The organism is Achromobacter spanius (assembly GCF_039673305.1).
GTDB classification, from domain to species: domain Bacteria; phylum Pseudomonadota; class Gammaproteobacteria; order Burkholderiales; family Burkholderiaceae_B; genus Achromobacter; species Achromobacter spanius_F.
On record NZ_JBDJLJ010000027.1, the window covers coordinates 13,503 to 25,949 of the forward strand.

Sequence of the window (12,447 nt, forward strand, 5' to 3'; positions counted from 1 at the left end):
GGGAAGCAGGAGGATCAGCGGGCGCGGACCTGGTTGTAGCGCTCGGTGATGGCGGGGCCGTTGGTGTCCCAGAACTCCGAGTTCAGGAAGATGCTCTTCTTCAGGCGCTCGGTGGTCGAAGGCAGGCGTTCCAGGCGCTTGGCGTCGATCAGGGGCAGGGCCTGCTCGGTGGTCGGGCCGTAGGCGATGTATTTGCTGAACTCGGCCTGGTGCTTGGGCTGGATCATGTAGTTCAGCAGCTTGATGGCCGCGTCGCGGTTGGGCGAGCCCTTCACGATGGCGAAGTAGCCGACCTGGGCGATGCTGTCGCCCCAGCCCATGGCGATGGGCAGGCCCGAGTCGATGCCGGCCTGGAAGCGGCCGTTCCAGCCCAGGGCCATCACGACTTCGCCGCTGCCCAGCGCGTTGACGGGCTCGGCGCCGCTCTTCCACCAGCGGGCGACGTGGGGCTTGATCTCTTCGATCTTCTTGAAGGCGCGGTCAAGGCCTTCGGGCGTGGCCAGCACCTTGTACACATCGGCGGGCGCGACGCCGTCGGCGATGAGCGCCGCTTCGATCACCGTGGCGGGATCGTCCTGGAGGGTCCGCTTGCCGGGGAATTTCTTCACGTCCCAGAAGTCGGCGAAGGTGCTGGGCTGCGGCTTGCCGGCGGGGAAGGCCTGCGTCGAGAAGCCGATGTTGGTCGAGAAGATCTCCGAGGGCACGCCATAGTCGTTGCGGGCATTGGGGATCACGTGGTCCTGGTTGACCATGTCCGGCGTGATCTTCTCGAAGACGCCCAGTTTGATGCCGCGCGTCAGGCGGGCGCTGTTCTCGGTCACCACATCCCACGTGACCGACTTGGTGTCGATCATGGCGCGGATCTTGGCCACCTGCGGATCGGTGTCCTCGTGGACGGCGATGCCGGCTTCCTTCGAGAAGGGCTTGAGCCAGGCGTCGCGGATGGCGCCCTGGTAGTTGCCGCCCCAGCTGGCGAAATTGAGTTCTGCCGCTTGCGCCACGCCAGTCGCCATCGCCAATGCTGCGGCCACGGCGCATGTGGCGTTCTTCCATTTGAAATTCATTGCTTGGACTCCGTTCGATAAAAAACGCGGTGGGCAGACCTGCCCCGATCCTGGGCATATCGCCTCAGCAAGTCCTTGGCATGCAAATTGCATGCCAACGGTATGCCAAACATTGAAATTCGTTTTTTTCGGAGTCCTTCAGATGCGCGACGTAGACCTCAATTCCGACCTGGGAGAGAGCTTCGGCCACTACAAGATCGGTGCGGACGAGGCCATGCTGGACCTCATCACGTCGGCCAACGTGGCTTGCGGTTTTCACGGTGGTGATGCATCGGTTATGCACCAAACTGCGGCATCCGCCCTAAAACGGGGCATCGATGTGGGCGCGCATCCGGGGTTCAACGACCTGTGGGGATTCGGCCGGCGCAAGATCATCGGCGACAGCCCGCAGGCCATCGGCGACATGCTGGCGTACCAGATCGCCGCGATGCAGGGCATGGCGCGCGCCGCGGGCCATCGCGTGACGCATGTGAAGGTGCATGGCGCGCTGGCCACGCTGGCCTTCGAAGACCGGGCGCTGTCGGAGGCGCTGACCTGGGCCATGCGCGTGCTCGACCCGGACCTGGTGCTGGTCTGCACGCCGCACAACGAGACCGAGCGCGCCGCGCGCCGGGCCGGCATCCGCGTGGCCTGCGAGGTGTTTGCCGACAGGCTGTATGGCGACAACGGCCTGACGCTGCCGCGCAGCGAGCCGGGCGCGGTGATCCACGATCCGGCCGCGGCCGCCGCGCAGGCGTTGCGCATGGTGCGCGAACAGGCGATCCGCACGGTGGGGGGCAAGGTGGTCGCCATGCCGGTGCACACGATCTGCGTGCATGGGGACAACCCGCAGGGCGTTGAAATCGCGCGGGCCGTGCGCCAGGCGCTGCTGGAAGAGGGCGTGCGCCTGCGGCCGATCTCGCAGCTGGACTTTCAGTAGGGGGCGTCTTTTTGCGCCTGCCGGATCAGCGTCTTCAGCACGGTCGCAAAGCGCTTGGCGGTGCTGGACAGGGGGCTGCTGGCCGAATGCAGCAGATGGATGGCGTGGCTCATGGCCGGCTCGGTGGGAAGCAGCACGAAGTCCTTGCCGAAGCTGGGGTGATAACCGAACGATTCGATCAGCGCCACGCCGACGCCTTGGCGCACGAGCGCCAGCGCCTCGGGCGTGGAGCGGATTTCGATCTGCGGCTGCACCGGCGCGGGGCCGGAGTGCAGGAAGCGGCTGGCAAGGCGCCCGAAGGGCGTGTCGGCGCCATAGCCGATCAGCAGATGGCCTTGCAGGTCTTCGGCGCGAATGCGCCTGCGCACCGCCAACGGATGGCCGCGCGGCACTGCACAGCCCAGCCAGCCCTGGCCGATCTCTTCGCTGACGATATTGGCGTTGACCGGCGGCGGCATCGACGCGATGCCGAAATCGGCCTGTCCCAGCAGCAGGTGCGGCAGCAGCGCGTCAAAGGCCAGCGGCCGGTAGCGGATCGGCGTGTCGGGATGCCGCTCGCGGAACTTCTGGATGGCGTGCGGGATGAGCCATTCGCTGAAGCTGGGGCTGGAGACGAGGCTGACCGTGCCCGCCGAGCCCGCGCCCAGCGCGCCCGCCAGGGCATTGAACCGGTTGACGCGGCCGAAGATTTCTTCGGCCTCGACGAACAGGCGCCGTGCCTCCGGCGTGGGGTGCAGCCGCCCCTTGACGCGTTCGAACAGCCGATAGCGCAGCCGGTTCTCGGCCGAGGCCAGCACGCGGCTGACGGCGGGCTGTGTCACGGACAGCATGCGGCCCGCTTCGCTGAGCGAGCCGGTCAGCATCACGGCGTGGAAGACCTCGATCTGGCGAAGCGTCAGCGCTCCGGGCGCCGAGGGAAGGGGGCCGGCCATAGGGAAGGGGACGTAAGTGGAAGGGAAGTCAGCGCCAGCCATTTTATGGCCTGGACGCCGGCGCGGCGCGCGCGCCACGCGGCTGCCATGACGTTTTGCGCGCAGCCCATTACTAAATGCACAGTCCCGGGGCTGGCGGGAGCCACTGTCCGTAGCGACAAAATCCTTTGTTTTCAAGGGTTGCGGGCATGTTTTTCCGCGCGCCGCAAGCCGCTGCGCGCCGGGCGGACGGTCTTCCCGCAGCCGGGACCGCGCGTCATGCTGACAGCGGATATCGCTCACACAACCCAGGATTGACTCATGTCCCGCATCATCACCGTCGCTGCCGCCCAATTGGGTCCGATTCAACGTTCCGAGGGGCGCGACGTGGCGATCGGCCGCATGGTCCGGCTGATGGAGCGCGCGCACCAGCGCGGCGCCCAGGTCGTGGTGTTTCCGGAACTGGCGCTGACGACCTTCTTCCCGCGCTGGTATTGCGAGGACCTGGACGAGGCCGACGCGTGGTTCGAACCCAGCCTGCCGTCGCCCGCCACGCAGCCGCTGTTCGACGCCATCAAGCGCTTCGGCCTGATGGTGTACCTGGGATACGCGGAACTGGCCTGGGAACCGGACGAACAGGGCATCGTGCGCAAGCGTCGGTTCAACACGTCGGTCGTCATCGCGCCCAACGGCGAGATCGTGCTGAAGTACCGCAAGGTCCATCTGCCCGGGCATGCCGAGTTCGCCGAGCATCGCCAGGTCCAGCACCTGGAAAAGCGTTACTTCGAAGTGGGCAACCTGGGCTTCCCGGTGGTGCGCGCGCCGGTTGCGCCCGGCGTGGACGCCAACCTGGGCATGCTGATCTGCAACGACCGGCGCTGGCCCGAAGCGTGGCGCGTGCTCGGCCTGCAGCAGGTCGAGCTCGTCATGCTGGGCTACAACACGCCCAGCCGCAACCAGGACAACCGCGGCTTCGAGGCGCATCACCTGCGCGTGCTGCATTCGCACCTGTCCATCCAGGCGGGCTGCTACCAGAACGCCACCTTTGCCGCGGCCGTCGCCAAGGCCGGCACCGAGGACGGCCACGAGCTGCTGGGCCACTCCATCATCGTCAACCCGCAGGGCGAAATCATCGCCATGGCCGCGACCTGGGACGATGAGCTGATCGTCGCCGATTGCGACCTGGACCTGTGCGAACTGGGCCGCAGCACCGTCTTCAATTTCGCCAAGCATCGCCGTCCCGAAGCCTACGGCCGCCTGGTCGAGCAGACCGGCAGCGTCGCGCCCGCCGTCTGGACGCCGTCGGCCTGACCCGCCCGAATCTCCCTACCTTGCTGGATAGCCTCATGACCGCGATGCTTCTGCCTCCGACCATCGAACACGAAATGCTCGGCACCCTGCGCGTGCCGGAATACGCCGACGTGACCGCCGCCGCCGAGCGCCTGGCGCCCTACGTGCGGCGCACCATGCTGCTGCGCTCGCCGGCGCTGGATGAACGGGCGCAAGCGCCCATCTGGCTGAAGCTGGAGAACCTGCAGGTGACGGGTTCGTTCAAGGCGCGCGGCGCGTTCAACGCCCTGCTGAACATGGATCCCGCGCAGCGCGAGCGCGGCGTCGTCGCCTATTCGACCGGCAATCATGGCCAGGCCGTCGCCTGGGCCAGCCGCTGCCTGCGCGTGCCGGCCACCATCGTGATGCCGGTGGATGCGCCGGAAAACAAGGTCGAGAAGGCGCTGCGCCATGGCGCCAAGGTCGTGCGCTACGACCGCACGCGCGAAAGCCGCGAAGAGATCGGGATGCGCCTGCTGGCCGAGACCGGCGCCACGCTGCTGCCGCCCGGCGACCATCCCGACGTGCTGGCTGCCCAGGGCACGCTGGCCCTGGAGGCGCTGCAGGACCTGCCGGCCGCCGCGCGCGCCAACCTGGGCCTCTTCGCCACGCCGTGCGGCGGGGGCGGCATGGCGGCGGGCTGCTCGCTGGTGCTGCGCGAACTGGCGCCGCAGGCCCGGATGGTGGCGGTGGAACCGCGCGAATTCGACGATACGGTGCGGTCGCTGGCCTCCGGCAAGCGCGAGACCAATCCGGCGGGCGCCAAGACCTTGTGCGACGCGCTGCAGGCCGCGACGCCGGCGGAACTGCCTTATGCCATCAACAGCCGATGCCTGAGCGCGGCCGTGTCGGTGAGCGATGACGAAGTCGCCGCTGCCATCCGTTTTGCGCTGGACGAATTGCGCCTGGTGGTCGAGCCGGGCGGCGCGGTGGCGCTGGCCGCGCTGCTGGCGGGAAAGCTGTCTGCCGAAGGCCGCGACGCGGTCATCGTGCTGTCGGGCGGAAACATCGATCTGCCGCTGTTGCGTCAGGTCGCACTGGGCTGAGCGTTCGCGCGACCGTCCAGGCCGGCGGGGCCGCAAGCCTCGCCGCGCGGTACCGGCGCCCTTTGGGCGCCGTGCAAGACCCGCGGGGGACGCAGAGCCCGCGCGGAAACACCTATAACAGTCCAAGGAAGAAAACCATGTCCACGTTCCAAAGCAGCGCCAAGCGCTGGCTCGCGGCCGCGAGCGCAGTGATGAGCCTGACCGCGGCGTCCGCCGCCCAGGCCGCCTATCCCGAGCATCCCGTCACGATCGTCGTGCCGTTCAATACCGGCACCACGCCCGATCTCGTATCGCGCCTGCTGGCCGCCGAAATGGCCAAGCAGACCGGCGGCAACTTCGTCGTGCAGAACCGCACTGGCGCGTCCGGCATCATCGGCACGCAGGCGGTGGCCAACGCCGCGCCCGACGGCTACACCATCGGCTTTGCCAATGTGGCCACGCTGGCGATCAACCAGAGCCTGTACGCCAAGCTGCAGTACGACGCCGACAAGCAGCTGGCGCCGGTGGCGCTGACCGGTTCCGTACAGAACCTGCTGGCCGTGCGCCCGGGCCTGAACGTCAAGAGCGTCGCCGAGCTGATCGCCATGGCCAAGAAGGAACCGGGCAAGCTGGTCGTGTCGTCGGGCGGCAACGGCACCACCGGGCACCTGAGCGCGGCGATGTTCGGCGCGATGGCGGGCGTGGAGTTCATGCACGTGCCGTACAAGGGCGGGGTCGAGGCGGACCTGGCCGTGCTGCGCGGCGAAGCCGACCTGGTGTTCGACAATATTTCGTCCATCGCCGCGTTCGTGGACCAGGGCAAGGTCGTGCCGCTGGCCGTGACCGACCTGCAGCGCGATCCGTCCATGCCCAATCTGGCCACGCTGGACGAGCAGGGCCTGAAGGGCTATCGCGCCGTGGCCTGGACGGGCTATGTGGCGCCGGCCGGCACCGATCCCAAGGTGCTGGATTACCTGAACGCCGCGATCAACAAGGCGCTGCAGTCGCCGGACGTCCAGGAAAAGCTCAAGACCCTGTCCTATGTGCCGAACATCGGCCCGCGCCAGCAGCTGTTTGACCGCGCGCATGCCGAGCGTCCGGTCTGGGCGCAGGTGATCAAGCAAGCCAACGTCAAGATCGACTAAGCCTTATGAACCACGAACGCTACGATCTGCTGATCCGTGGAGGCACGGTGATCGACGGGACGGGCGCCGACCGCGTCCGGGCCGATGTGGGCGTGCGCGACGGCCGCATCGCGGCCGTCGGCGACCTGGACGGCGCCGTGGCCGGCCAGGTGCTGGCGGCGGACGGCCGCATCGTGTCGCCCGGCTTCATCGATACGCACACCCACGACGACCGCTACCTGTCGATCGATCCCGGCATGCCCGCCAAGCTGAGCCAGGGCGTCACCACGGTGGTGACTGGCAACTGCGGCATCAGCCAGGCGCCGTGGCGTTCGGGCTGGCGCAGCGAGGTGCCCGCGCCCGTCAATCTGCTGGGCAACGACGCGGGCGATTTTCCGTACGAGACGTTCCGCGCCTACCTCGAAAACCTGGACCGCCACCCGCCCGCCGTGAACGCGGCGTGCCTGGTGGGGCACACCTCGCTACGCGCCGCCGCGATGGACGACCTGGACCGGCCGGCCACCGCCGCCGAGATCGAGCACATGCAGGCGCTGCTGCGCGAGGCCATGCAGAGCGGCGCCATCGGCCTGTCCACCGGCACCGCGTATCCGGCGGCCATGCCGGCGACGCTGGACGAGCTGATGGCGGTGGCCAGCGTGCTGCGCGAGCATGGCGGGCTGTACGCCAGCCATATCCGCGACGAAGGCGACCGCATCTTCGCGGCGCTGGATGAAGCGTTTGCGGTGGGGGCGGCGGGCGATGCGCCCGTGCTGATCTCGCACCACAAGCTGATCGGTCCGCGCAACCATGGCCGCTCGGTGCAGACCCTGGCGCACATCGACAAGGCCAGCCAGCGCCAGGAGGTGGCGCTGGACTGCTATCCCTACGTGGCCGGATCCACGATTCTGCGCAAGGACCGCCTGGCGGTGTCCAGCCGGGTCATCGTGACCAAGTCCGTGCCGTATCCGCAGTACGCCGGGCGCGATCTGGACGATATCGCCCGCGACATGGGACTGAGTCCGGAAGACGCGGTCGACGCGCTGCAGCCGGCGGGCGCCATCTACTTCATCATGGACGAGGCCGACGTCGAGCGCATCCTGGCGTACCCGGGCACGATGATCGGTTCGGACGGCATGCCGCACGACCCCGCGCCGCATCCGCGCCTGTGGGGCACCTTTCCGCGGGTGCTGGGCCACTATTGCCGCGACGTCGGGCTGTTCACGCTGGAGCAGGCGGTGCACAAGATGACCGGCAAGCCGGCCGCGTATTTCCGCCTGCCGGGGCGCGGGCGCATCGCGGCGGGCTACGCCGCGGATCTTGTCGTCTTTGATGCCGATCGCATTGCCGACACGGCCACGTGGGCGTCGCCGACGAGCCAGGCCCAGGGCATCGACCACGTGCTGGTCAACGGCAGCATCGCCTGGCAGGCGGGCGCCGGCACGGGCACGCGCAGCGGAAGAGTGATCCGTCCGGGAGCGGACGGCGCGAACGCCCGGGACAACGGGAGGTAAGCGGATCTGATTTGGGTTTAAACCTGAAAAGTATCAAAAATGGCGCTGTCCCTACGGGGGTGGCGCTTTTTATTTATACCAACAGGGTATCAATTCGGATTCCCAAAGTATTGGACGCGTAAAGTCGGGCGGTTCTATAACCACCTCGTGACTATCCAACCCTTAGCGCCGTCCATGCCCGCAGCCCTCATCGAACGCATCGAAACGTCCCTCGTCGACCTCCCGACCATCCGCCCTCACAAGCTGTCGGTGGCCACGATGTATGGCCAGACGCTGATGCTCGTGAAGATCTATTGCAGCGATGGCGTCGTGGGCATCGGCGAGGGCACCACCATCGCCGGCATGGCCTATGGCCCGGAAAGCCCCGAGGCGATGAAGCTGTCCATCGACGCCTATTTCGCGCCGGCCATGATCGGCCAGGACGCCACCCGCATCCAGGCGCTGATGGCGCACCTGGGCAAGCTGGTCAAGGTGAACCATTTCGCCAAGAGCGCGCTGGAGACCGCCTTGCTGGACGCGCACGGCAAGCGCCTTGGCGTGCCGGTCAGCGAACTGCTGGGCGGACGCCGCCGCGACCGCCTGCCCGTGGCCTGGACGCTGGCGTCCGGCGACACCGCGCGCGACATCGCCGAAGCCGAGAAGATGCTGGAGGCGCGCCGCCATCGCATCTTCAAGCTCAAGATCGGCGCCAGGGATCCCAAGGTCGACATCGAGCACGTGGCCGCCATCAAGAGCGCGCTGGGCGACCGCGGCGCGGTCCGGGTCGACGTCAACATGGCCTGGAGCGAGACGCAGGCGGCCTGGGCGATCCCCGCGTTGGCGCAGGCCGGTTGCGAACTGGTGGAGCAGCCGGTGGCCAGCGCCGCGGCGCTGGCGCGCCTGATGCGCCGGTTCCCGGTGGCGCTGATGGCCGACGAGGTGCTGCAGGGCCCCGACACCGCCTTCGAGATCGCGCGCCAGCACGGCGCCGACGTGTTCGCCATCAAGATCGAGCAGAACGGAGGCCTGTTCGCGGCCCAGCGCGTGGCGGCGATCGCCGACGCGGCGGGCATCGAACTCTACGGGGGCACGATGCTGGAAGGCGCCGTCAGCACGGTCGCATCGGCGCACCTGTTCGCCAGTCTGGCCCACCTGCAATGGGGCACCGAGCTGTTCGGCCCGTTGCTGATCACCGAGGAAATCCTGACGCAGCCGCTGGACTACAGCGACTTCGAACTGACCGTGCCCGCGGGCCCGGGGCTGGGCATCGAGCTCGACGAAGCCAGGCTCAAGCGCTTCACGCGTGACGGGCTGGTCAAGGTCACGGACAAGAAGCATTGAACCCGCGGCGCGCGCCGCACAGACAGATAACCACTGGAGACAAGCCATGAGCCTCGACGTATTCAACACCAAGGAAGTGCAGGACCTGCTGCTGGCCGCGACCAACCTGCAGGGCAGCGACGGCAATCCGCGCTTCAAGCAGATCCTGAACCGCCTGTTGAGCGATCTTTTCAAGGCTATCGACGATCTGGACATCACGCCCGACGAGGTGTGGGCCGGCGTCAACTACCTGAACAAGCTGGGTCGCGACGGCGAGGCGGCGCTGCTGGCTGCCGGCCTGGGCCTCGAAAAGTACCTGGATGTCCGCATGGACCATCAGGACAGGCTGGCCGGCCTGGACGGCGGCACGCCGCGCACCATTGAAGGCCCGCTCTACGTTGCGGGCGCGCCGGTGCGCGACGGCGTGTCGCGCATCGACCTCGACCCGGATGCCGAGGCCGGCCCGCTGGTGATCCGCGGCGTGGTGTCGGACGCCGGCGGCGCGCCGCTGGCCAACGCGGTGGTCGAGTGCTGGCACGCCAATTCGAAGGGCTTCTACTCGCACTTCGACCCGACCGGCGCGCAGACCGAGTTCAACCTGCGCGGCGCCGTCAAGACCGGCCCGGACGGCAAGTATGAGTTCCGCACGCTGATGCCCGTCGGCTACGGCTGTCCGCCGCAAGGCGCCACCCAGCAGTTGCTGGATGCGCTGGGCCGCCACGGCAACCGCCCGGCGCACGTGCACTTCTTCGTCAGCGCGGACCAGCATCGCAAGCTGACGACCCAATTCAACATCGAGGGCGATCCCCTCATCTGGGATGACTTCGCCTATGCCACACGCGAAGAACTGATCCCGCCGGTGACCGGCAAGACCGGCGGCGCCGCATTGGGCCTGAAGGCGGACGCCTACCAGGAGATCGAATTCAACTTCGTGCTCACCGGCCTGCTGCAGGGCAAGGACAACCAGCTCGTCAACCGCCCGCGCGCTTCCGCCCAGGCGTAATCCCGGCGGCATCGCCGGGACGCGGTGCCGCCGTCAAACAATGCATACCGATAACGGGCTCTTTGGCGAGCCCGGGGAGACTCTCATGGCGGCAACGCTTTCCATACCCGGCCTGATCGACAAGGAGCGGATGGGCGCCTTTCAGTGGCGCGTCCTGACCCTGTGCTTTCTGATCGCGCTGTTCGATGGTTTCGACACGCAGGCGATGGCGTTCACGGGGCCGGCCATTCTGGCGGCGTTCAAACTCGAGGCGGGCGACCTGGCGCCCATCCTCACGGCGGGCATCGTCGGCATGACCGTCGGCGCAATGCTGCTGGGCCTGGTGGGCGACCGCATCGGCCGCCGGCCCGCCGCCCTGATCGGCGTGGCCGTGTTCGGCGTCGCGACGCTGGTGACGGCGGGAGCCACGCAGACCTGGCAGATCCTGGCGCTGCGGTTCATCGCGGGGCTGGGCATGGGCGGCTGCACGCCGATCGTGCTGGCGCTGGCGGCCGAGTATGCGCCTGCGCGCCTGCGCGGCACGGTGATCACCGGCGTGCTGCTGGGCCTGCCTGCGGGCGCGATGCTGGGCGGTTTGCTGGCCGCGCGCATGCTGCCCGTGATCGGCTGGGAAGGCATTTTCATCGTCGGCGGCGTGGCGCCGCTGGTGCTGCTGGGGGCGCTGGTGCTGCTGCTGCCCGAGTCGCTGCAATTCAAGGCCATGCGCGGCGACGCGGCGGGCCAGAGCTATGTCGCCCGCATCCTGGGCAGGATTTCGCGCCAGCCGCTGCCGGCCGGCACGCGTTTCACCGTGCCGGAAGACGCCACGATCCGGGCCAGCGTGAAGGCGCTGTTCGCCGATGGCTATGCCCGCAAGACGCTGGCGATCTGGTCGGTGTACCTGCTGAACTGGGTGGCCTGGTTCATGCTGCTGTCGTGGTTGCCCACGGTCCTGAAGGCCGCCGGCCTGCCGGCCGACCAGGCGCCGATGGGGACCTTTACCGTCAACCTCGTGTTCATCATCTGCGCGATCCCGCTGTCGTACCTGATGCCGCGCGTGCCGACCCGTTCGCTGCTGATCGCCATGTTCGCGCTGGGCATCGCGGTGGCGTTGGGGCTGGGCTATGCCGGCACGGACTGGACTCTCGTGTTCATTCTGATCGGCGCGGCCGGCCTGGGCGTCGGCGGCCAGCAGCTGGCGCTGAACTATCTGGTGATCGGCGCCTATCCGACCGCGCTGCGCGCCACGGCGACCGGCTGGTCCATTGGGATCGGCCGCGCCGGCGCCATCATCGGATCGGCGGTGGGCGGCAGCTTCCTGGGCTGGTTCGGTCCGTCGGGCTTCTTCATGGTGCTGGCCATCCCGCTGGCGGGCGCGCTGCTGGCCGTGCTGGCGGTGGACGGCAAAGCGTCGCAACCTGCGCCGGGCGACCTGTCGCGCGCGCACTGAGCCGGGAATTTCGTATGAATCGCTTTGAAAATCAGATCGCGCTGGTCACCGGCGCGGCCCAGGGAGTCGGCCGCGCCACCGCCAGACGTCTTGCGGCCGAGGGCGCCGCCGTGGTGCTGGTCGACCGCGCCGCCGAGCTCGGCGAGGCCGTGGCCGGCGAGATCCGCGCGCAGGGAGGCCAGGCGTCGTTCATCGACGCCGACCTCGAAACCCATGCGGGCGCGCAGCGCATGGTGCAGTTCACGCTGGACACGCATGGCCGCATCGATGTGGCCGTCCACAACGTGGGCGGGACCATCTGGATGAAGCCCTTCTGGGAATACACGCCCGATGAGATGCAGCGCGAAGTGAACCGGTCGCTCTGGCCCACGCTGTGGTCTTGCCGCGAGGTGATCCCGGTGATGCGCAAGCAGGGCCGCGGGGCGATCGTCAACGTGGGTTCCAATGCCACGCGCGGCATCTATCGCGTGCCGTACTCCGCCTCCAAGGGCGGCGTGCATGCGGCCACCGTATGCATGGCGCTGGAACTGGCCGAGAGCGGTGTGCGCGTGAATTGCGTGTCGCCGGGTGCGCTGGACAACGGCGTGCGCGCGATTCCGCGCAACACGCAAGCGCCTTCCGAGCAGGACCAGGCCTGGCAGCGCGAGATGTACACCGATTGCCTCGCGGGCACGCCCATGCACCGCATGGGCAGCATGGAAGAAGTGGCTGCCGCCATCTGCTTCATGGCGGCGCCGGAGGCCTCCTACATCACCGGGCAGGTGATGTACGTGGCCGGCGGGCACCTGGGTTGATCCCCGGGGCGCAGCCCGCCTGATCAGGCGGCGTTGGCG

At 68.1% G+C, this 12,447-nt stretch carries 11 protein-coding genes; 9 read left to right on the forward strand and 2 right to left on the reverse strand.

The features are described from left to right. Positions 1-14 precede the first annotated feature (14 nt). A complete protein-coding gene (locus ABE485_RS19615; RefSeq protein WP_346516936.1) occupies positions 15-1,064 on the reverse strand; it encodes an ABC transporter substrate-binding protein in 1,050 nt (349 codons plus the stop codon). Positions 1,065-1,206: 142 nt separating this feature from the next. Here ABE485_RS19615 and ABE485_RS19620 point away from each other — a divergent pair, with 142 nt between their 5' ends. Further along, entirely contained in the window at positions 1,207-1,983 is a 777-nt protein-coding gene (locus tag ABE485_RS19620; protein WP_346516937.1) for a LamB/YcsF family protein, read from the forward strand. On the opposite strand, the gene ABE485_RS19625 is transcribed toward ABE485_RS19620, so the two are convergent. Continuing rightward, positions 1,977-2,915: a LysR family transcriptional regulator gene (locus tag ABE485_RS19625; RefSeq protein ID WP_346516938.1), complete on the reverse strand. Its 939-nt coding sequence runs from the start codon at positions 2,913-2,915 to the stop codon at positions 1,977-1,979. The two genes, ABE485_RS19620 and ABE485_RS19625, sit on opposite strands and share 7 nt — an antisense overlap. A 300-nt stretch (positions 2,916-3,215) precedes the next feature. Between ABE485_RS19625 and ABE485_RS19630 the strand changes: the two genes are divergently transcribed. From ABE485_RS19630 to ABE485_RS19665, 8 genes are all read left to right on the forward strand, one after another. Beyond that, entirely contained in the window at positions 3,216-4,205 is a 990-nt protein-coding gene (locus ABE485_RS19630) for an N-carbamoyl-D-amino-acid hydrolase (protein ID WP_346516939.1), read from the forward strand. Positions 4,206-4,240: 35 nt separating this feature from the next. Further along, positions 4,241-5,269 (forward strand): threonine ammonia-lyase, encoded by a 1,029-nt coding sequence (locus ABE485_RS19635; protein WP_346516940.1) that lies wholly within the window; start codon positions 4,241-4,243, stop codon positions 5,267-5,269. 137 nt (positions 5,270-5,406) lie between these two features. Then, the gene (locus ABE485_RS19640) at positions 5,407-6,393 is read left to right on the forward strand and encodes a Bug family tripartite tricarboxylate transporter substrate binding protein (protein ID WP_346516941.1); all 987 of its coding nucleotides are present in this window, start codon (positions 5,407-5,409) and stop codon (positions 6,391-6,393) included. Positions 6,394-6,398: 5 nt separating this feature from the next. After that, a complete protein-coding gene (locus ABE485_RS19645; protein WP_346516942.1) occupies positions 6,399-7,883 on the forward strand; it encodes an N-acyl-D-amino-acid deacylase family protein in 1,485 nt (494 codons plus the stop codon). A 174-nt stretch (positions 7,884-8,057) separates the two neighbouring features. Continuing rightward, positions 8,058-9,203 (forward strand): muconate/chloromuconate family cycloisomerase, encoded by a 1,146-nt coding sequence (locus tag ABE485_RS19650; RefSeq protein ID WP_346516943.1) that lies wholly within the window; start codon positions 8,058-8,060, stop codon positions 9,201-9,203. Between the two features lie 46 nt (positions 9,204-9,249). Next, complete coding sequence (catA, locus tag ABE485_RS19655; RefSeq protein ID WP_346516944.1) at positions 9,250-10,185, forward strand: catechol 1,2-dioxygenase; 936 nt, start codon at positions 9,250-9,252, stop codon at positions 10,183-10,185. Between the two features lie 85 nt (positions 10,186-10,270). Continuing rightward, positions 10,271-11,614, forward strand: coding sequence for an MFS transporter (locus ABE485_RS19660; RefSeq protein ID WP_430795448.1), 1,344 nt, complete (start codon positions 10,271-10,273; stop codon positions 11,612-11,614). 14 nt (positions 11,615-11,628) lie between these two features. Then, complete coding sequence (locus ABE485_RS19665) at positions 11,629-12,408, forward strand: 1,6-dihydroxycyclohexa-2,4-diene-1-carboxylate dehydrogenase (RefSeq protein ID WP_346516945.1); 780 nt, start codon at positions 11,629-11,631, stop codon at positions 12,406-12,408. Positions 12,409-12,447: the final 39 nt, after the last annotated feature.

Coding starts and splice junctions, on each gene's coding strand:
- ABE485_RS19615 (WP_346516936.1), bottom strand. CDS start 1,064: ATGAATTTCAAATGGAAGAACGCCACATGCGCCGTGGCCGCAGCATTG.
- ABE485_RS19620 (WP_346516937.1), top strand. CDS start 1,207: ATGCGCGACGTAGACCTCAATTCCGACCTGGGAGAGAGCTTCGGCCAC.
- ABE485_RS19625 (WP_346516938.1), bottom strand. CDS start 2,915: ATGGCCGGCCCCCTTCCCTCGGCGCCCGGAGCGCTGACGCTTCGCCAG.
- ABE485_RS19630 (WP_346516939.1), top strand. CDS start 3,216: ATGTCCCGCATCATCACCGTCGCTGCCGCCCAATTGGGTCCGATTCAA.
- ABE485_RS19635 (WP_346516940.1), top strand. CDS start 4,241: ATGACCGCGATGCTTCTGCCTCCGACCATCGAACACGAAATGCTCGGC.
- ABE485_RS19640 (WP_346516941.1), top strand. CDS start 5,407: ATGTCCACGTTCCAAAGCAGCGCCAAGCGCTGGCTCGCGGCCGCGAGC.
- ABE485_RS19645 (WP_346516942.1), top strand. CDS start 6,399: ATGAACCACGAACGCTACGATCTGCTGATCCGTGGAGGCACGGTGATC.
- ABE485_RS19650 (WP_346516943.1), top strand. CDS start 8,058: ATGCCCGCAGCCCTCATCGAACGCATCGAAACGTCCCTCGTCGACCTC.
- catA (WP_346516944.1), top strand. CDS start 9,250: ATGAGCCTCGACGTATTCAACACCAAGGAAGTGCAGGACCTGCTGCTG.
- ABE485_RS19660 (WP_430795448.1), top strand. CDS start 10,271: ATGGCGGCAACGCTTTCCATACCCGGCCTGATCGACAAGGAGCGGATG.
- ABE485_RS19665 (WP_346516945.1), top strand. CDS start 11,629: ATGAATCGCTTTGAAAATCAGATCGCGCTGGTCACCGGCGCGGCCCAG.